The sequence below is a fragment of the Nocardia vulneris genome, assembly GCF_001613425.1.
Taxonomy (GTDB): domain Bacteria; phylum Actinomycetota; class Actinomycetes; order Mycobacteriales; family Mycobacteriaceae; genus Nocardia; species Nocardia vulneris.
Genome location: NZ_BDCI01000003.1, coordinates 41,085 through 61,975, shown reverse-complemented (window position 1 = coordinate 61,975; position 20,891 = coordinate 41,085). Strand labels below are relative to the sequence as shown.

Below are 20,891 nucleotides of genomic sequence, written 5' to 3'. Positions count from 1 at the left end.
GGTGACAGGTCAGCGCTCATCGCAGGCGGGGGTCGCTGTCGGGAGCGTCGAGAATCGAGGCGGCGGGTGCTGGCGGGGCGGGGCGGGATCGGGTGCGGGCAGCAGCACGGATTTCGGCGGCGCGTCCCGGGGTCGGGTCGGGCAGGGGTTGGGTGGTGAAGGTGAACGGTGGGGCCTGCTGACCGGTGACGAGAATCCGTGCGGCGGCGTGGTGGACGTCGAGGTGGGTCAGATCGTGCTCGGACAGCCATGGGCTGGTGTGGCGTGCGAGGTCGCGGCTGTCTTCGGGCGAGGCGGAGAACACGATCTTGTTTCTGGCGTTGGCCGAGATACCGTCACGCAACTCTCGCGACAGCTGGCCGAGGTTCTGGTGCGCCAATACCAGCGACAGGCGCAGGCCGCGGGCTTCGGCGAGCATGTCCTCCACCGGTGTGGAGAGGTTGAGGAAGTTCTGAGCTTCGTCGAGCACCAGCGACGCGTCGGCGCGTTCGCTGATCGGGGTTGCGGTGCGGGCGGTGACGGCTTGCCAGGTGCGGGCGACCAGCAGCGAGCCCATCAGGCGGGTGGTGTCCTCGCCGAGGCAGCCTTTCGGCAGCCGCGCCAGGCAGATACCGCCCTCGTCGAGGACCGCGGCGAGGTCGACGGTGGACTCGCCGGCCGCGATCGCGGCTCGCACGAAAGGTCGTAGCAGGAACGTCCGCAGCTTGTTGAGCAGAGGACCGACGACCTGGGCGCGAGCGGCATCGGAAAGTTCGGCGTAGCCGTTCCAGAAGCCGCGCAGGACGGGGTCGTCTATATCGCGGGTGATGCGGTCGAGGTTGGCTTCCCCGGTCAGCAGCCGTGCGAGATCGACCAGCGTGACGGTGCCGGGGCGCGCGCACAGGGTGCGCAGTCCGGCACGGAGCAGGTCGTCGGTGCGTGGCCCCCACCAGCGCGCGTAGATGCGGGAGAAGATCGTGGCCAGGTTCTCCACCGCCAGATCCAAGCCCTCCGGGGTGGTGTCGAGGGGATTCACGCACGGCGGCCGGGCACTGGAGTCGGCATCGAACAACACGACCTTGTCGGCTAGGCGGCGCGGCAGACGCGCGAGGACATCGGTGACCAGGTCGCCCTTGGGGTCGATGACGACTTGACCGCGTCCGGCGTCGGCGTCGGCGAGGATCCAACGCGCGAGCAGCGTGGATTTACCGACACCGGTCGCACCGAGGACATGGGTGTGGTGGCGGGCATCGGCCACCGCCAGCGCCACCGGCCGCCTACTGCCGGAATCGGCTAAGCCGAGAGGTTTCGCGTATGGCCCCCCGACCAGGACGGCCGTGGTCGGAGGCAGTGCTCGAGCGCCCGCACGTGCCAGCCCCGGGACCACCGCCGCATCGCCGGGCAGATGCGCGATCCCGGCCAATTCGGGAACCGACAGCAGATCCCCACGCCCGAGCCAGCGCCGCTGCAACGACCATTCTTTCCGCCATAGACGGCGGCGGCGGTAGAAGTTGAGGTCGGTGCAGGAGGCGAACACTGCGGCTGCCGCGTGCGCGCGGCCCCGCGCGACCGCACGCGCTCGACGGAGGCGCTGCGGGTCGGTGTCGGCCGGAAGTTCGACAGCGGCGGCGTAGCGGATGAGTGTTTCCCAGTGCCCGCCACGGGTTTTGGTGACCGCTGCTCGAGTCTGGGTGGTGTCCTCTACGCGGGAGAACCGATCCATCGAAGGCATCGACCTCACCCGCGGCGAGCGTGCCGAAGAGCCGGGGGTGAGAAGATCGAGCAACTCGGCCACAGCGCTCGACACGACACGAGCGAGCATGCCGGTAAGCCCGCCTCGCCGCCCGGTCAGGACGCGGCGGACCCGGTGGCCGGTGACCGGGCGGGCGAGGATCTGCACACACACGCTCTCCCCGGCGGCCAGATCGGCTGCGGCCGTGAGCACTTCGCGCGCGATGTCGGCACGGTCGTAGTCGGTGCGAATCGGGAGGCTTTCCACTCGACCCAGTCGCAGTTTGCCCGCAACCAGTAGTCTCCGACACCCGGGCGAGGGTGTCGGCAGAGGTGGTTCGGCTAGGTCGAGGGTCCGCGTGCGGGCTCCCGGCCACGCCGAGGCGACGGCACGTTCGACCAGTCCGGGCGGAACGCTGGCCGGTACCCACAAGGCGAGGGTGACGCCCGCGTCGCCGGTGACCTTGTATTCGAAGCTCAGGTGCGGCTGCCCGCACAACAGTCGCTTCCACGCCGGGCGCAACAGTCCGACCAGATGTGACCAGAGTGCCTGCGCCGCACGCGCTTCCAGCGTGGGTGGAGACAAGATGACGACGTGGCGGGCACCGCGTCCGAGGCGGGCGCGGTGCACCAGTCGCATGATCGCCGCGGAAAGTGCAGTGGCGACCATCACGCAGGTCAGGACGGCGACGGTGGCCGTGTTCGCTGCGACGAGTTGGGCGGTGAACCGGTCGAGAATATGGTGCGGGGTGAGCAGCAGCTGCTCGAGCCAGCCCTGGGGCGGCGGTGTCGGGGTGGGGGCGGGCATCACGGCCTGCCTTTCGGGATGCGGCGGGTGCCGCAGCGGTGGCGGTGTGCGCCGATCCCGCCGGGGCCGTAGAACAGCTGCTTGGGCACGGCACCGGTGACGACTTCGGGCGCGGGATGACCGACATGCCAGGCCCCGGCCCGGCGCGGGCACTCATAAGCACGCAGGCCCGCGCCTGGATAGCGGCGTCGCGCATACTGTTTGGCGGTTTTGCGGCTACGGAACCCCGCTTTGCCGCAGGCCGGACAGGTCCCGAGATAGCCAGGCGAGACCTGCCAGCGCCGGTGGTGGTCGACGTGCCCCGAGGGCGGCATCACACCGCTCCGGGCACGTCGAGGAAAATGTCGTCCTTGTCCTCGCCTGCGGCGCCGGCGTGCTCGGCCGGAACGAGATCGAGGTCCGCGGTGGGATCGGTCTGCTCGGTGGGCAGGTCGACGTCGGCGTGATCGCTGTCCTCGCTGGCACCGAACTGCGGTGCGGTCGTGATCAACGAGTCCTCGAAATCAGAAGCCAGCGAGGCGAATACGGTGCGGTCCGAGCCAGCCGCGAGCAGTCCCTGGCCGCGGTCGGCGGCAAGCAGGAACTGCCGCTCGCCGTCGGAGAGAGCGAACGCGGCAGCGACCTCATCGATGGCTTGAGGTGCCTGGCGCAGCAGGATCTGGGTGGCGGCGTTGGCGACGATCGCTTTGCCCAGCTCGGTACCCAGCACATCCGCGCAGTCCTGGGTGGCGACGGTGAGGCCAGCCCAGTACTTGCGGAAGGACTTCGCGGCCCGGAACAGGAACTCCCCGCCCGCTTCCTGGCGCAGCATCCACCACGCCTCGTCCACGACCACGAGCCGGGGCCGCCGGGTGCCCGGGTTGGACACCCGCCGCCACGTCAGGTCCAAAGCCAGCAGCGTGCCAAGGGTTTTCAACTCATCCGGCAGCTCGCGCAGGGAGAACACCACGAAACCGCCCTCGGGCGCGGTGGTGGTCGCGCCGTCGATCAGCCCGGCGAACGCGCCTCCGTCGACGAACGGCGAGAGCGCCTCGGCCAACGCGACACCGACGCTGCTGCCGCACACATGCAGCTGCTCGGCCAGCACGCCCAGCGTCGGGGCCGGACGAGTCCAGGTCGTCGGGTCCTCGGTGATACCGGCGGCGGCGTAGGTCGCGGTCAGCGCGGTATCGAGCACCGCCCGCTGCGCGGGCGTCTGCTCACCGAGCAGTACCCGGATCACGGTATGCAGGAACAGCTTGCGCCGCGTCAATGCATCGGACGGGGCGCTGCGGCGACCGTCGGGGCGAGTGTGGACTTCCAGATCGAACGGATTGAGACTCACGCCCGGCGCACCGAGCTGCAGGACGGTGCCACAGACCGCTTGCGCCAGGCGCCGATACTCGTCCTCTGGATCGATGGCGATGACCTCGATACCGCGCAGCAGAGACCGCAGCAGTTCGGACTTGACCAGATAGCTCTTGCCCGCGCCCGAGCGGCCGAGCACCACCATGTTGTGGTTGTGGACGTTCTCGGCGAAGCGATCCCAGAACACCAACCCCGATGCGGCATCACGGCCGTAGAGCACCCCGTCCGGGCGGTGCGCCGAGACCGGGTCGGCGACCGGCAGCTGCGGGGAAGTGAACGGAAACGCGGCTGCCAGCGCATCGGTGTCGAACGTGCGCCATGCCTTGACCGGGTCCAGCCCCAACGGCAGCGTCGCGGTCCACGCCGCCACGGAGCGGTAGGTGAGGTGGGTGGTGTCGATGAGCAGGCTCGCCGCCATCGCTCGCATCGCGGCGACCTCTTCGGCCAGTTCGGTTTCCGAGCTGGCGTGCACGCTCACATAGAGCCCGACCCGGAAAAGCCTGCCCTCGCCGCGGGCCACACGCGAGGAAAGGTCGGCGGCGTCCTCGGCGGCGACGTCGAGCACGTCATCGGCGAGCAGACCGTAGGCGGCGTTGTGGCGGCGCGAGGACTCCAGCCGAGCTTGCTGGCGGCGCAGCCGGTTCGCGGCGGTCTGCGGGTCGATCGGGTCGATGTGCAGGGCGAGATCGACGCGGCCGGGATGGGCGAGCAGGGGCGCGAGCCAGCCGCCGGCGACCTCGCGGGGGTAGCCGGTGACCGCGAGAGTCGACACCCAGTCCGAACCGACCTCCACATGGCGGGCACCCACGGTCAGCGACTGCGGCGCGAACACCGACGTGGTGCCGAACCGGATGCGTCGCAGCAGGTTCCGGCGGCCAGCCTGGGGTGCGGTGGACTCGATGACAACTCCGCCACCTGGGCTAGGGAGGTCGAGTTCGGTGTCGGTCGGGTCGGTGAGTTCGGCGTCGCCGGTGGTGATGACGGCGTCGGGAGTGGCGATATCGGCCGAGTGCGGAACAAGGCTGCTCGGGTTGGTGGCCGAGGCCAGGATCGCGGTGGCCTGGACATCGTCGAGGCCGGTGACAGTAACCCCGAGCGGAGCCAGCATGTCGGTGGCTTCACCGAGGCGGCGCAGCAGTCGGGTCTCCGCTGAGCGACGCGCGGAAGCCGATACTTCCCGGGCAGCGCGGCGGCGGCTGGGCAGCAACGCGGTGGCGAGCGTACGGACGGACGGCCCGGCCAATCCGGGGGCGGCGGCGCTGGCTCCGTGCAGGGATTCGCGCCACACCAGCAGGACCTGCCGGTGCAGCAGATCCTCGGTAGCCGCCATGCCGCTCAGGAATGCGGCGTGGTCGCGGGCGGCCTCGCCGAGCTCGGGCGACATCTGTTCGGCGGCCCCGCGCAGGGCGGTGATGCGGCCGGTCAGATCGAGGCGGGTGGAGCGGATAAGGATCTGCACCGGCTGGCGCAGGGTGTGTAGCCAGCCGCCGAGCTGAGCGACCAACGCCGCCTGCTCGCTGGCAGTACGTAGTGCGAGATTGACGGTGCCCGCGAGGGCCACTACGGCCAAGCCGTCGGCACCGAGGTCGACGACACCGACCTCACCGCTCGCACGGACGTGTTGCGGCAGATGCGCGGTGGCAGCCGTGATCGGCTGCTGCGCCGCCGAATTCGAATCCTGACGGGCGTGGACGGTGAGCCAACGCGGGACTGCGGGCAGCCCGTGCGGCGCGGCGACCAGGCGCTGCGGACGCAATCGGTGCCGGATCGCGGCCAGCAGCAGCTGGTCCCCGGACAACCCCTCGCGCGTGGTCAGGACCATGCCAGTGACCAGCGCACCGACCGGGACCGCGCCCGCGACGAACACCGGCGGCGAGACCACGGCGCGAGTGAGCAGCCACGCCACATACAACGCGAGGGCAGTGCCCGCGAGGAGGACGAGCTGGCGGGCGGTGAACGGGCCGACGAGCTTGTCGCGGCGCTCGACGTCGGCAGGAATACGCGCGGTGACAGTCATTTCGATCCCCTCCCAGGGTTTCGGCGGGTACGACGGCGAACAGGTAGATCAGGAAGCGGCAGGTGTAACTGCCGCCCGGACGAACGCGCTGGTGGAAGCACCGGTGGGTATGGCGGTCGTGGCGGTGCGCTGCCAGATGTCGGGGGCGGGGTGCGCGGCGGTGCGGCGGGCGGGGATGCGCTGTGGGGCGGCGGGGTGCGGCGGACCTCGATCGGCAATGGGTATTGGCCGTTGCGCAGCGGCCGGATGCTGGCGTAGGGGTCTGGTTCGGTGAAGTCGAACGCCAGCTGCTTGGATCGCGAACCCCGAGTTCCAGCAGCATGTTTCAGGGTCGGCGGAGCCTGTGGTGATGTGGGTTTCGGGGCGCGTTGCACGCTGATCGGTAGCTGGTATTGGCCGTTGCGTCCGAGGGCGGGTTTGGGGCCGAGGTCGACACCGCCGTGGAACTGCGGCAGCGGCAACGTCAACTGCTCGCCCTGCGGTGCAGCGGCCGGAACCGTCGCCGCGTGCGGGATGCGCTCGCCGGGTGCGGGTGGGCGGGGCACACGCCGGACTCCGGTGAGCGGCAGCATCAACTGCCCGTCGCGGGTCGAAGAAACCTTCGTGTAGGGATCGGCGGCTTCGCCGCTGCCGTGCGGCGCAGGCTTCCTACTGGCGGATACGGACTTGCCGATACCGGCGAGCAGCCCAAAGGTCTTGTAGGCGATCAGCCCACGCACGAGCGAGGACACCATTCCTCGTCCTGGACTGGTCTTCAATGCCGACAGCAGCCAGAATGGGATCTTCACCAAGATCACGCCCATGGCGAGGGCGACGATCACGTTCACCAAGCCGGTCGTGTCGGGGCCGAAGAACGACCAACCTCCCGGCGAGAGAAAGACTTTCAGCCCGGTGATCAGCACCAGCGACTGCACGACCTGGATGGCCAAACACGCGCAGAAGGCGCGCCACCACCACCGGGCGATGCCCTCGGTGGCCGGGAGGGCGTGGCACATCATGACCAGCGGTGCGGACACGATGAGCACGACGGTGACGACGACGCGGATCACATACGAGATCGACAGAGTCGCCAGCACCACCACGAGTGCGCTGAGCATAAGAGTGACGAACAGAGTGGCCCCGGTGCCGCCGCCGACATGCATCATCGACTTGAACGCGGTGACCGCCGAGTCGGTGGACACGCCGTCTCCGGCCAGCGCTTGTGCGAGGGCATTGGCGAAGCGGATCGCCTCGGTGGCGATCACCATGCTCAGTGCGCCCGCTAGGAACCCGACCACCAGCCGGGGCACCAACTCTCGCCACCCCCATTGGGTCTGCAGCGTTTCCTGGAACATCAGCAGGACGCCGACGGCGATGACCACGAGCCCGTACATGGCCAGCATCAGCTGCCACGAGGAGGACCACAGCTGGCCGAGTTGCGGCCAGGTACTCGGATCCGGAGTGGTCAGTAGGTTCGCCGACAGCACGTCCATCAGCGGGTTCAGCGCCGAGTCGACCAGGCGGCGGAAGAAGCCGTCGATTGCCTCGGCTACGCAATCAGAGATATGGGTAATCCCGCAGTCACTGGGCGTGCCTGTCGGACCGGCGGGGTTCGCGGGTTGAGGCCCGGGCTCGTGAGAGGGCGTCGGGAGACCGGGGACGGCTGGAGTAGCCGGGGTGGGAGCGCCGTGCGGCAGGGGAGTAGTGGTCGGTGCCGGGCCCGTGGGCACGGGCGGGGGCAGCGACGGTGTGATCGTCGGGTCGGCCGCCGCGAGGCCGCCACAGCACGCGAGGAGCGCGGCTACCGCGGCGAGGACGAGTAGCACTCGACGAACCGGCGGCGAGACGCTGCGGCGGTGCGCGGCCATCATCAGCCGCCCACGATCGACTTGAGCACGGCCACGACGACCGGGGCCAGCATCGCCAGCGCGTACCCGATGCATGCGGCTTTGAGTGCGATTTTGGCGCGTTCGACTTCGCCGGGGTCTCCCGAGCAGACCAGGTAGCGGGCGCCTCCGATAGTCAGGCAGACCGTGGCGATGAGCGCGAGGATCCCCACCAGCCAGTTACGCAGGTTGTTCAGTACCTCATCGAAGCTCCCCGCTACCGCGAGCACCGAGGCAGGCTCGGCGCCGGCCGAACCGGCCGCGGCGAGCACCCCGGCGCTCACGACGAGCGCGAGGGTGCTGCGCGCAAGGATGCGCTGTCCACGGCCGCACCGGATGGTGGGTGGCTCGTCGGGTGGAGTGGTGGGGGAGTGGGTTATGCGCATCGCTTCACCTCCGCAGGAGTCGGATGCGCGGAGGCCGCAGACGGTTCCGCGCACCCTGTACTGGCGCGGGAACGCTCCGAAATCGCTGCCACTGGGGAAATCAGCGGTCGACCGGGCTGGGAGCGGGTAACGGCATCGAGCGCGGAGGCTTCGACGATGCTGGTGCGGTCGGAATCGGAGTCGGCGATCCGGGCGTGCAGCCAGCGCTGTAGCCGGGTCTCGGCGAGTTTGCGACGTTTGTGCAGCCGCTTGTAGGGCTCACCTCGCTCGGTGGCCAGTGCGATCAGCGTGCGGCGGGTCAATCGGGTATCGGCGATCAGCTCGGCATCCTCGGCGTCGATCACGCCCTCGGCGACCGCCAGCGTCAGCAGTGCCTCCACGTCACCGCCGGAACGCTGTGCGCGCAGTCCGAAATCCTCCGGTGGGATCGGGATACCGCTGAGGGCTTCCTGCTTCTCCCACCTGCGCCCTCCCCGGAACGCGGCCCACCGCAGCGCACACCACACGCGGGTTTTCCGCAGATTGAGGTGTCCGACCGCATGCACGAATGCGGCCAGCACGGCTGCCTCGGCGTCGGCGCGGTCGCTGCCGACCCGATGCGCCAGCCGCGCGGCGGTCGCGGCCAGCATCGGCACCGCCAGCCCCGCGCACACCAGCACCGCCTCCTCGCCGTCGCGCCGGGCACGCTCGAGCAGCCACCGCCACACAAGATCGACATCCATTACCTCGAACGGCACCGAGGTATCGGCCAGCAGCTCACCCAACCGCCGCCACGTCACCGGCGACTCCGGCAATGCCGCCACGCATGCTGGGCTCAACGGAACCGCCTCATCAGCAATACGTTCGAAATGCTTGATCACCGCCGTCAGTGGCAACCGCGGATCTCTGCTCGTGACATCGCGATCATGTGAATTCACGGGAATCAGCTCCTCGCCTAGAACGAAATCGGGAAATCTGACCAGGCAAAGGACAGCAAGGTGACGCCACGAGAAATACGCAACAAATCCACGAACAGCATTCGGGAAGTCCACTCAGAGTCCACCAGTGCACGACCATGACAACGAGTAGCTCGCGCCCGCCGCCAAAGCGGACATCTGTGAGAAAGTTGCGTCTGCCTGGCGTTGTGTATGTCTCGTGGCGTTCTGGTGGCATCGCCGACCACGCGCGGGGTCGGCCGTGAGCTCGCAGAATGAGAAAGTGCCGAAAGAATTCACGAATCGCAGAGGTTCCGGCACGGATCCGCTATCGGCATTCGAGTGTCGGAAAAGAATTGATCGGCGATTTTTGCTGGAGGTGGGTGCAGTCCTGGGTGTACGCGAGTTCCGTTATACGAAGGGCTGTCACCCATGAACGAACCCCACCCCGCCGCCATACCGTCCACGATCTGGGCCTGCGGAGCAGACGTGCTAGACCCTAATGACCTCTGGCCCGCGGTGGTGCTGCGCCGGGCGATCACCGAATTCAGCCGTCCCGCCGCCCGTGTGCGGTTGCTGGCCGCCACCAAGACCCACCAACTCGCCGCCCGCCGCGCCCACACCCAGCTCGCCGACACCGGCCGCGAGATCAGCACCGACTCGCCGGCCACCCGCGGCGAGGCCGACCTCATCATTGCCAGCCTGCTGCCCGCACCGACACACCCGCACAGCACCGACAGCTACACCCGCCTCGCCTTCACCGCCGCCGACCAACTCCGCGGCGGCGCGGTCCTGGCAGTACTGACTCGCACCGGCCTCACCCCCGCCCACACCCTCGACGACCCCACCGGCCCCATCGTGACCGCCGCGCAATCCGCAGACCTGCTGTACCTGTCCCACATCGTCGCCACTCCCATCCGCGACGACACCATCCCCGCCCCCGAACATCACAGCCACCCCGAAAACCGCCACCACGTCGCCCACATCGACCTCACCGTCTTCATACGCCCCGACGACCAGAACCTCGCCGCCGCCGTCGACCACGCCGCCTGAGCAGAGCCCGCCACCGCCACTGCTTCCCGGAAGGACCTGTCATGAACGAACTTCCCGCCCCTGCATCCGGCCCGAAACCCGCGCTAGCGGTGTCGGTATGGGCGACCGCGCAACACGCCCCTGCTACGCAACGACGGGGCCGCTATCACCCCGACGGCACCGCCCACCCCGCGAAAATGCTGCCCGCCGTCGCCGCCCACGCCATCACCCACTACACCTGCCCCGGCGACCTCGTACTGGACCCGATGTGCGGGACCGGCACCACCCTCGTCGAAGCAGTCCACCTCGGCCGCTGCGCACTCGGCGTCGAATACGAAAACCGCTGGGCGACTGTCGCCCGCACCAACCTCGACCAGGCCCGCGCCGCCGGGATCACCAGCGACGCGGCGGTCTATACCGGCGACGCCCGCCGCCTCGACGCCATCCTCCCCGACCACTACCGGGACACCGTGGATCTTGTGATCACCTCACCACCGTACGGAGACTCCATACATGGCCGCGTCAAGACCGGCCCCAGCACGAAAGTGCACAAATACAACCACCGATACGGGTCCACCCTGAATCGGGGGCAACTCGCCAACGTCGGCCTCAACAGGCTGCTGTCCGGGTTCACCCGAATCCTGTCCGGCAGCGCCGCATTCGTGCGGCCCGGCGGACACGTCGTGATCACCGCCCGCCCGTGGCGACAGCACGCCGAGTTGGTCGACCTGCCTTCGTACATCATCGCCTGCGGCACCGCGGCCGGCCTCGAACCGACCGAACGCTGCGTCGCCCTGCTAGGGCGCCTAGCCGACGGAGAGTTCATCGCCCGCAGCAGCTTTTTCCAACGCGACTTCGTCGTGAAGCAACGCCGCACCGGCCTACCGACCCACCTCATCGCACACGAAGATGTCCTGATCTTTCGTCGGCGACTCACCGGCACCAGCAGCACACCGCCCCCGCCATTCGGTTATGTCGCATGACCTCCCCGGCATCGAGTCGACCGCGTCGGCGCTGGCGTCGATCTCCAGCGCTGCCCCAGCAGTCGACGCGACAGCGTCGCGTACGTCGCGGTTGTGTTGTCGTACAGAACCGTTCGCGTCGGGGCGCTGGAGGGCGCAGTGTCGCCTGGGCCGGATTCGCGTTCGGGGCGGTGCTGTCGGTCGCGGCGAACTGGCTGCACACCTGGCTACCCGCCGCGACAATGCCGCACGGCTGGCACCCCGGTGTCGCACCGCAAATCGGGTCGGCGGTCTGGCCGATCGGACTGCTGCTCAGCGTCGAGGTTTTGTCGCGCACCCGATGGCGGCGCGGTATCGCCTGGATCCTGGGCCGCTACCTGGGCGCGGGCAGTGTCGCGGTCGGCTCGGCGATCATCTCCTACCGCCACGTATACGACGTACTGACTGCCTGGGGCTACGGGCAACTCGGTGCGGCCGTCGGGCCGGTCGTCCTGGATGGACTGATGGTGATCTCTGGGTTCGCGCTGCTGTCGGAGTCACCTGTTATGACCACGACGACCACTGTGGCCGCGACGCAGGGACACGACACCGAAACCACGCGGACCGACAGCCCCGCAACCATGGCCGACAACCTGAGCAACACCGACCGGGACGCGCAGATTCGTGCCGCGTATGCGCAGATCAGCTCGACTCGTGAAGTCGGGGAAGTGTTCGGTCTCCATCACTCGACCGTCGCCCGCATCGTCGCGGCAGGCAGCAACCGCCACAGGCCCGGCATGACCGTCGACCCACGCGACGCTACGGGCGGCAGTGGGCGCGACGATATGTGAAGGAACTAGCCCTTGAGGCGACAGACAATCGCTGGCGGCGACACCGTAGTGATCGGTGGTGCTCCTGTAACCGCGCACGTGCCAGGTCATTTCTCGGGCAGCCGCAATCGAACCCGGCCCGCCTCGACGTCGGCGACCAACGTGTCCAGGGCCTCGATCTGCTGATTCAGCTGGTGTATCTCCCGAGAGACGTCGGGCTTGCGGTCCTGTAGCAACCCTACCTGCAGATATCGCCACGCCAGCAACCCCACCAGATCGCCGTAGGTTTCACGGTGCAGCGGAGCCTCGGCCGCCGGGAACGGTCCCTCGGCCAGCATGGCTTTGGTCTCGCGGTCGATTACCCAGCCCAGATAGGAAAGTCCTTCCTCGACCTCTGGGTCGATCTGCTGCCCTGGTTGCCATGCGTCGAAGTGCCGACGCCACACAAAAAGCATCTGAACAGCCGCCCGCCCCCACGCGGTGGAGGGCTGGTCGGCACCGGTGAACAGACGCAAATACGGACCAGCTCCCGGCAACGGTCCCGGTTCGGCCTCGGGTGGACCCACTCTGTAAACGCCCATCAGCTCCTCCCTGTGGATCGAGAACTGCAACAGGAAGGTGGAATTGGAACGAGATCGGTGTCCAGGATCACCGGGTCGTGCGCTGGATTGGGGGCCTGGGCTGCTTGCGTGGGCGACTGTTGGGTGTATTCGTTCATCGGGTTGCGGTCGTTCCTTTCGGGATGGTCGTGCTGGACGGGCCGTGAGGACAGAAGCGGGCCGAGTCGCTGGGGTTGGGGAGACCCAGAAAGACGCGCCGCGCGGGCTGCCTGCGTGGTGAAGCTAGGTTGCACCTCGGTGTCAGTCATGGGGGCGGCCCCCTTGGTGGAGGGAGGTAGCAGAATCCTGTGTGGCTCTTCAGGATTCGAGTACCGAGGCGGTCGGAAAGTCCTGCGGTGGTGTGGTGGGCATGCAGTCGGTGCCGGTTGCCAGGGTCAGCACGGTCCACGCTGATTGCTGGTCGCCGGTCATGGCTTGCCATTCGGTGCTGAAGTCGGTGTCGGCGACGGGCCAGGAGTGGCGGGTCGATAACCGGCACACCCTTGAGCGCAGGGTGGTGTCGATCGGGTAGATGGTGAAGTCGTTGCTGTGGTCGGCGACCGCCCGCGCGATCGTCGCGGGCAGGAGCTGGGGCAGCCGCGTCGATATCGCTTCCATCAGCTCGGTTGCGGTGGCGCCGGAGGGGAGCAGTTCGTTCCAGTGCGAGCCGTGGTCGAGGTAGGCGTGGGCCGCTAACCTGAGTGCCGGGAGCTTTACGCCTAGCAGCACGTCGGGGATGTCGTCGCGGGTCAGTCCGGTGACCGCGTCGGGGCGGGGGAACAACCATCCGTCGTCGCCACCGGGGGTGCGCACGCGGCGGCCGTAGGCGCGGCACAGCCGCGCGTAGGCTTGTTCGCCGAGTTGTGGTGTCACGAGTTGGGCGAGGATGGCGGTGGCCAATGCGTCCCACAGGTGGGGGTTGGCCAGCCGGGAGACCGACCCGCGTGCGCGCAGTGGCGCGGTGAGGGTCAGTGGTCCGGTGAGGGTGGTCGGGTCGAAGTAGCCGACGCTGGTCGGGACCGGGTCCGGGCCGAGAGGTTCGCAGTTGATGAATAGGTTCTGGTCGAGGTTTTCGACGGTCACGATCGAGACCGCCTGGTGGTCGTCGGTCACGACTCGGTATGTGCGCCCGTCGGCGGGGCGTAACCATCCGGGGTGATCGAGCATCAATGTCGCCATAACTAACGCTCCTTACGGGTTCTCGAATTCGATAGAGCAACAACAGGTTCAGGCCCTCGGGGTGCGGTTACCAAGGGCCGAGGAAGGTGGCGGGGAGTCGGCGGGTGCCGTTGTGGAGTTCGTCGATGAGGTTCTGGTAGCCGCTGGCGAGATCGAGCAGCCGTGCCCAGGCGTCTCCGTAGAGGGCGTCGGAGGCGTAGGCGAGCGCAACAAAGGTGTGATGGGTGAGCTGAGCAAGCCGATCCACGACTTGCCCAAGGGTTTCGGTGTGCAGTGGGGCCGCCGGAAACGCGGGCGGCACGGTGTCGCGGACCCAGGTGTCGATCGAGGCGACCAACTGGATCCGATGCCAGCTCAACCGCTCGTCTGGCGTCGCTGTGGTTTCCAGCTCGGCGTGGATCTGTGCGAGTTCGGCGGCGGCGTCGAGGATCGGGTGCGCGGTGATCAGCGGCATACCCCGGCACGCCATCAACAACAGCTCTCTACCCGGGATCTGCGCCGGGTCCGCGAGGTGGGCAGTCATTGGACCGGGAGCAGACGGAGGCGGAGTCGGCCGGCGGCGACCTCGGCGACGACGTTGTCGAGGGTGCGGCTGGACCGCTCGAGCTGGCGGGCGTAGTGCGCGATCGCCTCGGGGCCGCGGTCCTGATGTAGCTCGACCAGCACGTAGTGGTCGGCCAGCCGCCCAACGAGCTCTCCGTAGGTGTGTGGGTAAAACGGCGCGTCAGGGGCAGGAGGCGGACCTCCCGCGACCATGACCTTGGCCCGCTTGTCGAGCATCCACGCCGCCAGGTTCAGGCAGTCTTGGATATCGCGATCGATACCCGAGGTGCCCGGTTGCCGGACTTTGTAGTGCTGCCGCCAGGTGGCGAGCGACTCGACCGCGGTGTGCAGCATCGGTGTGGAGGGCTTTTCGGCACCGGCGAAGACTCGCAGGAACGGACCCGCCTTCGGCAGCGGACCCGCACTGGCCTCGATCGGCTGCACTGGATAGGCACCCATCATCTGCTCCCGTCCGATCGCGAGCCGGGGTGTGGGCGTGTCGTTGTGGGCATATCAAGTTGCTCCTGTCTGGGTGTCCTGGGTTGCGGCTGGGCGGGCGGTAGGCCCGTGCCGTTGTCGGGTGTGGATGCCGTGTAGGCGGCCGTAGATGCCCAGCACGGTGTGGGTCGTTTCGGTGACCAGCGGCGTCTCGGCGATCAGGCTGGTCCAGGTGTAGGCGTCGTGGTCGATCAACTCGATCGGCTCGGAAACCTCCACATCGACCACGAAGACCAGCAGCCGCGCCGGGCGGTCATCGCTGGTGGTGTAGTCGATCTGGGACAAGAACTGCGTGACCGACCCTGACGGCAGACAGGTCGCAGCGCGAACGACCGCTGCGACCGCTGTAGGCAGGTTGTCATCGGGATTTATTGCGCTGGTGGGTATTTCCCATACGCCTTCGGTCGCATCGGCCACGGCGGGGTGACGTAGCAGCAGCACCTTGCCGCCATGGCGAACCACAACGGCGACCGAGAGCTCCTCGATACCGTCGCGTCGGGCAGCACGGGTGAGTAGCTGCCAGTCGGGGTCGGATTGCTCAGACATCGAGGCCGCCCTGCCGGAAGCTACCCATCTGGAGCAGTGGGTTGCCGACCCGCAGCAATGTCATCCGGAACAGCCGATACCCCGAGGCCGCAGCGGTTCGGTCGGGTTCGGTGGTGGGGATGTCCCATGCCTCGATCGCCACGGTGGCCGGGTCGGTCCAACGAATGCGGACGGTGATCGCATGAGCGCGCAACCAGGGCTGGTCCTCGAACCAGCATCGACGCATGAGCTCAGCGACCAGCGTCTTGGTCGATTCCTCGACCAGTGCCGCGTGATACTGGATATTGCAGTGCTGGCAAAACCAAGCAGCCTCTTCGGCCGCCTGCATGGCCGGGTTTCTGTCTATTGGCACCGTGACGGTGGTGGCCAGCTCGCACCACGGAACAGACTCCACCGGTGGTGCTGCTAGATCGGTCTTCTCGATGCAGATCATGAGCCACCGCGCTTTCTCGTAAGAGGGTCAGGGCATCCACAAGCGTTGGTAGGGAAAGGGTTTGAGATCGGAGGTGAGATTGTGGTCGATCGAGACCTCAGCCAGACGCTGGGCGTGGGCGGCGAGAGCGAACGCAGTAGCGGCGCATTCCTCACCGCAGTAGTGCAGGACCGGCCCGTCGTAGAAATCGACGATCAGATGACACAGCGACATAACCCACCACCCCTGCCCGCTACATCGGCCCGGGAACCGATGAGCAGTGACGGGCGGGCTGCACACATCGTCGTGACCATCGCTGCTCTGGCATCGCCGCCCACACTTCGGTCTTGTGTCTCAGGAGATCGAGCCAGCCGGTGACGTGCGAGATAGAGGGCACCAGCACGATCTCGGCGGCATCGAAATCCAACGCGGCCAAAAGCAGGCAGAAACCCGACTCCGACTGCGTCAGAAGAACGCCGCCGCTCACGAGCTCGATGTCTCGATCGGCGGCCAACGCCTTCAACGCGGCGATATGTGCGTCGGCCGCAGGGCCCGAAAGATCCAGGCGCACAATCGCATACGCGCCGGTCATGACACGCCTCCAGCTACCTGGCGGGTGACCGATGGGCCGGGTGGGCGATAGTGCGGCAGCGGTAGCTCGAACCAGGTCAGCGTGCCGCCGTCTTCGCATCGGTCGCGGCCGACGCTGGTGCCACGATGGCGATCGCACACGGCCCGCAAGGCGACGCTGATCGGATCGGCGTGATCGCGGGTCTCCTTGAGCGTCACCAACAGTCGATCCGGGTAGCGCAGCCAGCGCACTGTCAGCCGGTTCGTATCCGCCGCCAGATTCGCTCGCGCCGTGAAACGCAATGCTGCGCGGACAACTTCGCCCAATAACGCATCCACCTGGTCGATCAGATCGCCGAGTCCGGCCCTCGCGAGGTGGCGGTGGGTGCTGAGCCCGATCACCTCGAGCGCCAACCCATACGCGCCGATCTGCTCCACCCCCAACTCCACCGGCCGATCCTCATCCAGGACTTCACTTTCCGCGGCGCGGCGCTCCTCACTGCGATCGGGCTGTGCCCCACGCGGGACCAGGAGGGGATCTACATACTCCACCGTAGCTGACCGGCTGGCCTGCGAGATGCGCTCCAGCACAACCTTTCTCGCAGCACCCAGGCCATCGAAATGCGCCGGGCTCGGAGCGATCACATACTCACCACCCCAGCGCGACAGCGCATCCAACATCGCCATGAACGCCGGTACCGGCGCAGCGGATGCGACCAATCGGGCCAAGTCGACGCCGGTGCGGTCGGCAGCTTCGCGCAGCTGCTCCATGAGCCAGCCGTTCGAACGCTCGTCTACGGCGACCACCAGCGACCACAACACGGCCACCGGGGAAGCGGCCTCACAGAAAAGTCGGCCTTCGATGGTGCCGCCACACCGAGCGGCGAGCGCCTCCATCTCGGCCTCGACCTCCGTGCGCTGCGATCCCAGCAGCGGCAGCTGCATGTACCCACACATCTCAAAACGGCGGCCTGACACGGCCCTACCCGTAACAATGGAACCATCCATAATCGTTGCGGCCCTTCAATATTCGAGTCACGCGGCGGCGTTCGGATTCACGCAGATCAGCTCAACACGATCAAAAGTTGCTGCCGTCCGGGGTATTGACTTGCCTAGATCTGCGGAACATGTTACGTGGATCACATGTAGATTAGAATGTAGATCTACATGTAGCAATAGATACGCGGACATTCCGTACGGTGGTTATAAGGGGCCGTCCGGTACTCTCTCGATGCCAATTGGAGGAGGTATGGTCCGATGTCCGAGCGTCGTGCAGACCCGACGGCCGTCAGCTTCTTGATCGGGTACGAGCTACGCATCGCGCGAGAACGTGCCCGTGTCTCCCAGGTCGACGCATCGAAGGAAATCGGCTCCAGTACCGCAAAGATCAACTACCTCGAGACCGGGCGCACGCAGCAGAAGCCTGGGGACATCCGCAAGCTGCTGGCGCTCTACGGCGTGGATGAAAAGCACGCCCACCGGGTGGTCTCGCTTGCCGCTCGTGCCGATCAGAACCCTTGGTGGACGCCGTTCGGTGAGGTTCTGCCAGATTGGTTCAAGACCTTCGTCGGGCTGGAAGGGATGTGCGAGGGCCTGTTCGCCTTCGAATCGATGAAGCTGCCTGGACAGGTTCAAACACCCGAATACGCGCGGGCGCTGTTCGCCGACAGTATCGGGATCGCACCGCTTGAGATCGATCAGGTCGTCCAAGCGCGTATGGCTCGGCAGAGGCTGAAGACCAGGACTGCACCTCTGAACTTTCGTGCCGTGATCGACGAGGCCGTCCTGCATCGGCTGGTCGGCGGACCGCAAGTCATGCGCCAGCAACTCCAACATCTACTGGATCTGATGGAACGCGACAACGTCGAGCTGCATGTCATGCCGTTCGCTGTGCCGGTGCATGACGGAATCAACGGCGACTTCGTGCTGCTTCACCTGCCCGGTGATCGAAGCATCGGCTACATCGAGCACTCCACGGGTGCCCTCTATGTACAAGACGAAGACCAACTGCGCTGGTACAAGCTTGCGGCCGACCGCCTTTGTGCCGCAGCACTTTCACCGGCGGACTCGGCCGATATGATTGCTAGGCGAATTGAACTGATTGGCAACAACTAATATGGAGCACACTATGATCGCGCCTCCACTCGTGTGGCGGACATCTAGCTATAGCGGAAACACCGGGGGCAACTGCGTCGAAGTGGCGAGCGACGGTGCCCATGTCTTCATCCGTGACAGCAAGTACCGGCGGGAACCGTCGAATGATCCGAGTGCCGAGCCTGTCATCACTCTGACACCGGACCAGTGGGACAACTTCGTCAAGGTTGCCCTCAACCGCTCGAAGGGCCCCACTGAACCTGCCATCGAGATCGATCCTGCAGCCCATGTCGAGCTGCGCGCGGCAGGCGGACCGACGCTTCGATTCACCCCGCAGGAGTGGGAAGCATTCACCGCTGGAGCGACCGGCGGGGAATTCGACTCGGAGATTCTGGCTGCTTGACAAGCGGGCCCTTTCGATTGCTGGAGCAATCCCGGAACCTAGTGTTCTGCGCCTGAAATGCGTTGGTGAATTGTAGGATTCGGTGGTGGTGAGGACTGGGAGGCCGAGGTCGGGTCCGGTGTTGACCGTGACGGAGGAGCAGCGGCGGGAGTTGGTGCGGGGTGCGCGGGCGGCGACCTCGACGCAGGCGTATGCGTTGCGGTGCCGGATCGTGCTGGCGTGTGCGGAGCCGGGGGCGGCGAACGCGCATGTTGCCGCGGTGGTGGGTGTGACGGCGATGCCCGTGGCGAAATGGCGTAAGCGGTTCATCGAGCATGGTCTGCCCGGGCTGGCTGATGAGCCGCGGCCGGGCCGGCCGCCGTCTGTGCTGCTGGATCGGGTGGAACAGGTGGTGGCGTTGACGTTGGAGCAGACTCCGCGCAATGCCACGCATTGGTCGCGGTCATCGATGGCCGAGCGGACCGGGCTGTCGAAATCGACGATCGGGCGGATCTGGCGACGGTTCGAGTTGAAGCCGCATCTGGTCGACGGGTTCAAGATGTCGACTGATCCGCTGTTCGTGGAGAAAGTGGTCGATGTTGTTGGCCTGTATCACAATCCGCCCGAGCGAGCCGTGGTGTTGTGTGTGGACGAGAAATCGCAGATGCAAGCTCTCGACAGATCCCAGCCGGTGCTGCCGATGATGCCGGGCATGCCTGAGCGCCGCACCCACGACTACGCCCGCCACGGCACCACCAGCCTGTTCGCCGCGTTCAACATCGCCGACGGCACCGTGATCGGCGAACTGCACCGCCGCCATCGGGCCACCGAGTTCAAGAAGTTCCTGGTCTCGATCGACAAAGCGGTGCCCGCCGAGCTCGATGTCCACCTGATCTGCGACAACCTGGCGACCCACAAGACCCCGATCGTCAACCAATGGCTCGCCCGCCACCACCGTTTCCACGTGCACTTCACACCGACAGGCTCATCCTGGCTCAATCAAGTCGAACGCTGGTTCGGCTACCTCACCGATCAACTCACCCGCCGCGGTGTCCACAAAAGCGTTGCGGCACTGGAGAAAGACGTCACAAGCTGGATCGAGCACTGGAACCAGAACCCCCGCCCGTTCGTCTGGCGCAAGACAGCCGAGGAAATCCTCAACTCCCTTGGCCGATATCTCCAACGCATTTCAGGCGCAGAACACTAGTGTCGGTCGATAATTCGCCTCCACCAGTGCCTGCCGTCTGACACGTCGAGGATGATCAGGGGGTGTTGTTCGTCGTTAGGTGCCCAAGCGATCGGCGCAGCGATCTTGTCGCTGAAGTGAAGCCACCATTTTGTCCGTGGGTCGGGATGGTCGACGAATGATGGCCGATGCCATGACAGTTTGCCGCCGCGGTGGAGCAGTTGTCGAGCGTGTCGTTCGGTTCGGCTTCCGGGCGGGAGGCGGTGTGGGTCCAGCCGGCAGTGGCCGGTGAGGTCGGTGGAGTCGCATTCGAATAGATGCGCGGCTCGGTGCATGAAGGTGGTGGCTTCGAAGGCGTGACGTGCATCACCTGCGCGGCAGGGTAGGCAGTACTCGTCGGCGGTGCCAGCGATCAGGTAGAACAACGCGGGTTGAGCTGATCGCCACCAGTCTGGTGGGCCGGAGCTGGCGCGCGCTGTTGGGGCAAGTCGATCGGTGAGCTGGAATCTGGCGTGCTGCTGGTCAAGGTCTCCGCCGCCACGCTGCTGAAATCGTTGGATCGCGTGCACGGTGAAGTTCACGTGGGCGAGTAGTTCGTGCCCGTGTAGTGAGAGCGGATCGATCGACCGATCCACGGGGAAGCCAACGCAATTGGTCGCTATCCACTGTGAGCGGCCGTCGCGGTCGTGGCCTTCAGCGAGCGGAAGGGCGAGGAGCCCGTCGATGAGAAGGAAGTAACCGGAGGGGCTGCGCCGCCGTGACATTGGTGCGGGCAAGTGGTCGGCGATGAACCCCCGTTCAACGATCAACTGGACCAGCCAGGCCCGTGCTTCGTCGCGTCCGTTCAACCCGAAGGTCTGAGCGCAGGTGTCGGCGCAGGTGTTCGTTACGATCACATCGAGGGTGTCGCGATCAAACATTGCTGCTCCTTATGAGGCTGTCGCCTCGCTCGTGCGCTCCTCGTCTCCGACGCTGGCTTTCGAGGTCGTCCATGCCATGGTCGCCGAAAGTCACAAGGGCAGGTTCCGATAC

The 20,891-nt window shown here is 66.7% G+C and carries 22 protein-coding genes; 6 read left to right on the top strand and 16 right to left on the bottom strand.

All coding sequences use genetic code 11. From position 1 onward, the window contains the following. Window positions 1-16: 16 nt before the first annotated feature. From NVU01S_RS04750 to NVU01S_RS04725, 6 genes are read right to left on the bottom strand one after another with little or no spacing between them, the layout of a single operon-like run. A complete protein-coding gene (locus tag NVU01S_RS04750) occupies window positions 17-2,518 on the bottom strand; it encodes a type IV secretory system conjugative DNA transfer family protein (protein WP_052281138.1) in 2,502 nt (833 codons plus the stop codon). Further along, complete coding sequence (locus tag NVU01S_RS04745; RefSeq protein WP_043678298.1) at window positions 2,518-2,832, bottom strand: hypothetical protein; 315 nt, start codon at window positions 2,830-2,832, stop codon at window positions 2,518-2,520. Before NVU01S_RS04745 ends, NVU01S_RS04750 begins: the two co-directional genes overlap by 1 nt. Beyond that, window positions 2,832-5,882 carry a PrgI family protein gene (locus NVU01S_RS42060; RefSeq protein WP_063776041.1) on the bottom strand — a complete coding sequence of 1,017 codons (3,051 nt, stop codon included), beginning with the start codon at window positions 5,880-5,882 and terminating at the stop codon, window positions 2,832-2,834. Before NVU01S_RS42060 ends, NVU01S_RS04745 begins: the two co-directional genes overlap by 1 nt. Then, window positions 5,879-7,729 carry a TrbL/VirB6 family protein gene (locus NVU01S_RS04735; RefSeq protein WP_483143704.1) on the bottom strand — a complete coding sequence of 617 codons (1,851 nt, stop codon included), beginning with the start codon at window positions 7,727-7,729 and terminating at the stop codon, window positions 5,879-5,881. Before NVU01S_RS04735 ends, NVU01S_RS42060 begins: the two co-directional genes overlap by 4 nt. 2 nt (window positions 7,730-7,731) lie before the next feature. Further along, window positions 7,732-8,133: a pilin gene (locus tag NVU01S_RS04730; RefSeq protein WP_082032330.1), complete on the bottom strand. Its 402-nt coding sequence runs from the start codon at window positions 8,131-8,133 to the stop codon at window positions 7,732-7,734. Continuing rightward, window positions 8,124-9,050, bottom strand: coding sequence for a hypothetical protein (locus tag NVU01S_RS04725; protein ID WP_156161842.1), 927 nt, complete (start codon window positions 9,048-9,050; stop codon window positions 8,124-8,126). Before NVU01S_RS04725 ends, NVU01S_RS04730 begins: the two co-directional genes overlap by 10 nt. 486 nt (window positions 9,051-9,536) lie before the next feature. Here NVU01S_RS04725 and NVU01S_RS04720 point away from each other — a divergent pair, with 486 nt between their 5' ends. The 3 genes from NVU01S_RS04720 (at window position 9,537) to NVU01S_RS04710 (ending at window position 11,871) form a co-directional block, all read left to right on the top strand. Then, complete coding sequence (locus NVU01S_RS04720; RefSeq protein ID WP_156161841.1) at window positions 9,537-10,100, top strand: hypothetical protein; 564 nt, start codon at window positions 9,537-9,539, stop codon at window positions 10,098-10,100. A gap of 41 nt (window positions 10,101-10,141) precedes the next feature. Next, window positions 10,142-11,062, top strand: coding sequence for a TRM11 family SAM-dependent methyltransferase (locus NVU01S_RS04715; RefSeq protein WP_082032329.1), 921 nt, complete (start codon window positions 10,142-10,144; stop codon window positions 11,060-11,062). Between the two features lie 170 nt (window positions 11,063-11,232). After that, complete coding sequence (locus NVU01S_RS04710) at window positions 11,233-11,871, top strand: hypothetical protein (RefSeq protein ID WP_043678295.1); 639 nt, start codon at window positions 11,233-11,235, stop codon at window positions 11,869-11,871. Window positions 11,872-11,957: 86 nt separating this feature from the next. On the opposite strand, the gene NVU01S_RS04705 is transcribed toward NVU01S_RS04710, so the two are convergent. From NVU01S_RS04705 to NVU01S_RS04665, 9 genes are all read right to left on the bottom strand, one after another. After that, window positions 11,958-12,461, bottom strand: coding sequence for a hypothetical protein (locus NVU01S_RS04705; protein WP_043678288.1), 504 nt, complete (start codon window positions 12,459-12,461; stop codon window positions 11,958-11,960). Between the two features lie 306 nt (window positions 12,462-12,767). After that, window positions 12,768-13,628, bottom strand: a complete 861-nt coding sequence (locus tag NVU01S_RS04700; RefSeq protein ID WP_043678285.1) for a DNA glycosylase family protein — start codon at window positions 13,626-13,628, stop codon at window positions 12,768-12,770. A gap of 67 nt (window positions 13,629-13,695) precedes the next feature. Continuing rightward, a complete protein-coding gene (locus NVU01S_RS04695) occupies window positions 13,696-14,151 on the bottom strand; it encodes a DUF4254 domain-containing protein (RefSeq protein ID WP_043678283.1) in 456 nt (151 codons plus the stop codon). Further along, window positions 14,148-14,630, bottom strand: coding sequence for a hypothetical protein (locus NVU01S_RS04690; protein ID WP_156161840.1), 483 nt, complete (start codon window positions 14,628-14,630; stop codon window positions 14,148-14,150). Before NVU01S_RS04690 ends, NVU01S_RS04695 begins: the two co-directional genes overlap by 4 nt. 54 nt (window positions 14,631-14,684) lie before the next feature. Then, window positions 14,685-15,215, bottom strand: coding sequence for an NUDIX hydrolase (locus NVU01S_RS43140; RefSeq protein ID WP_052281134.1), 531 nt, complete (start codon window positions 15,213-15,215; stop codon window positions 14,685-14,687). Further along, window positions 15,208-15,648, bottom strand: coding sequence for a hypothetical protein (locus NVU01S_RS04680; protein ID WP_043678278.1), 441 nt, complete (start codon window positions 15,646-15,648; stop codon window positions 15,208-15,210). The genes NVU01S_RS43140 and NVU01S_RS04680 overlap by 8 nt, the downstream gene beginning before the upstream one ends. Window positions 15,649-15,675: 27 nt before the next feature. Next, a complete protein-coding gene (locus NVU01S_RS04675; RefSeq protein ID WP_043678275.1) occupies window positions 15,676-15,861 on the bottom strand; it encodes a hypothetical protein in 186 nt (61 codons plus the stop codon). A gap of 19 nt (window positions 15,862-15,880) precedes the next feature. Next, window positions 15,881-16,219 carry a hypothetical protein gene (locus NVU01S_RS04670; RefSeq protein WP_043678271.1) on the bottom strand — a complete coding sequence of 113 codons (339 nt, stop codon included), beginning with the start codon at window positions 16,217-16,219 and terminating at the stop codon, window positions 15,881-15,883. Further along, window positions 16,216-17,142 (bottom strand): hypothetical protein, encoded by a 927-nt coding sequence (locus NVU01S_RS04665; protein ID WP_043678269.1) that lies wholly within the window; start codon window positions 17,140-17,142, stop codon window positions 16,216-16,218. The genes NVU01S_RS04670 and NVU01S_RS04665 overlap by 4 nt, the downstream gene beginning before the upstream one ends. 312 nt (window positions 17,143-17,454) lie before the next feature. Between NVU01S_RS04665 and NVU01S_RS04660 the strand changes: the two genes are divergently transcribed. The 3 genes from NVU01S_RS04660 (at window position 17,455) to NVU01S_RS04650 (ending at window position 19,880) form a co-directional block, all read left to right on the top strand. Continuing rightward, on the top strand, window positions 17,455-18,312 hold the full coding sequence (locus NVU01S_RS04660; RefSeq protein ID WP_043678267.1) for a helix-turn-helix domain-containing protein: 858 nt from the start codon (window positions 17,455-17,457) through the stop codon (window positions 18,310-18,312). A gap of 13 nt (window positions 18,313-18,325) precedes the next feature. Then, window positions 18,326-18,694, top strand: coding sequence for a DUF397 domain-containing protein (locus NVU01S_RS04655; RefSeq protein ID WP_043678347.1), 369 nt, complete (start codon window positions 18,326-18,328; stop codon window positions 18,692-18,694). An 85-nt stretch (window positions 18,695-18,779) separates the two neighbouring features. After that, window positions 18,780-19,880: an IS630 family transposase gene (locus NVU01S_RS04650; RefSeq protein ID WP_052281132.1), complete on the top strand. Its 1,101-nt coding sequence runs from the start codon at window positions 18,780-18,782 to the stop codon at window positions 19,878-19,880. Here the strand turns inward: NVU01S_RS04650 and NVU01S_RS43135 are convergent. Beyond that, window positions 19,877-20,779 carry a hypothetical protein gene (locus NVU01S_RS43135; RefSeq protein WP_156161839.1) on the bottom strand — a complete coding sequence of 301 codons (903 nt, stop codon included), beginning with the start codon at window positions 20,777-20,779 and terminating at the stop codon, window positions 19,877-19,879. The two genes, NVU01S_RS04650 and NVU01S_RS43135, sit on opposite strands and share 4 nt — an antisense overlap. Window positions 20,780-20,891: the final 112 nt, after the last annotated feature.

What these genes read in the sequence shown, in the direction of transcription:
- NVU01S_RS04680 (WP_043678278.1), bottom strand. Translation starts at nt 15,648, where the DNA reads ATGATCTGCATCGAGAAGACCGATCTAGCAGCACCACCGGTGGAGTCT.
- NVU01S_RS04655 (WP_043678347.1), top strand. Translation starts at nt 18,326, where the DNA reads ATGATCGCGCCTCCACTCGTGTGGCGGACATCTAGCTATAGCGGAAAC.
- NVU01S_RS04730 (WP_082032330.1), bottom strand. Translation starts at nt 8,133, where the DNA reads ATGCGCATAACCCACTCCCCCACCACTCCACCCGACGAGCCACCCACC.
- NVU01S_RS04745 (WP_043678298.1), bottom strand. Translation starts at nt 2,832, where the DNA reads ATGCCGCCCTCGGGGCACGTCGACCACCACCGGCGCTGGCAGGTCTCG.
- NVU01S_RS42060 (WP_063776041.1), bottom strand. Translation starts at nt 5,882, where the DNA reads ATGACTGTCACCGCGCGTATTCCTGCCGACGTCGAGCGCCGCGACAAG.
- NVU01S_RS04695 (WP_043678283.1), bottom strand. Translation starts at nt 14,151, where the DNA reads ATGACTGCCCACCTCGCGGACCCGGCGCAGATCCCGGGTAGAGAGCTG.
- NVU01S_RS43135 (WP_156161839.1), bottom strand. Translation starts at nt 20,779, where the DNA reads ATGTTTGATCGCGACACCCTCGATGTGATCGTAACGAACACCTGCGCC.
- NVU01S_RS04675 (WP_043678275.1), bottom strand. Translation starts at nt 15,861, where the DNA reads ATGTCGCTGTGTCATCTGATCGTCGATTTCTACGACGGGCCGGTCCTG.
- NVU01S_RS04665 (WP_043678269.1), bottom strand. Translation starts at nt 17,142, where the DNA reads ATGCAGCTGCCGCTGCTGGGATCGCAGCGCACGGAGGTCGAGGCCGAG.
- NVU01S_RS43140 (WP_052281134.1), bottom strand. Translation starts at nt 15,215, where the DNA reads ATGTCTGAGCAATCCGACCCCGACTGGCAGCTACTCACCCGTGCTGCC.
- NVU01S_RS04660 (WP_043678267.1), top strand. Translation starts at nt 17,455, where the DNA reads ATGTCCGAGCGTCGTGCAGACCCGACGGCCGTCAGCTTCTTGATCGGG.
- NVU01S_RS04750 (WP_052281138.1), bottom strand. Translation starts at nt 2,518, where the DNA reads ATGCCCGCCCCCACCCCGACACCGCCGCCCCAGGGCTGGCTCGAGCAG.
- NVU01S_RS04670 (WP_043678271.1), bottom strand. Translation starts at nt 16,219, where the DNA reads ATGACCGGCGCGTATGCGATTGTGCGCCTGGATCTTTCGGGCCCTGCG.
- NVU01S_RS04690 (WP_156161840.1), bottom strand. Translation starts at nt 14,630, where the DNA reads ATGGGTGCCTATCCAGTGCAGCCGATCGAGGCCAGTGCGGGTCCGCTG.
- NVU01S_RS04715 (WP_082032329.1), top strand. Translation starts at nt 10,142, where the DNA reads ATGAACGAACTTCCCGCCCCTGCATCCGGCCCGAAACCCGCGCTAGCG.
- NVU01S_RS04735 (WP_483143704.1), bottom strand. Translation starts at nt 7,729, where the DNA reads ATGGCCGCGCACCGCCGCAGCGTCTCGCCGCCGGTTCGTCGAGTGCTA.
- NVU01S_RS04700 (WP_043678285.1), bottom strand. Translation starts at nt 13,628, where the DNA reads ATGGCGACATTGATGCTCGATCACCCCGGATGGTTACGCCCCGCCGAC.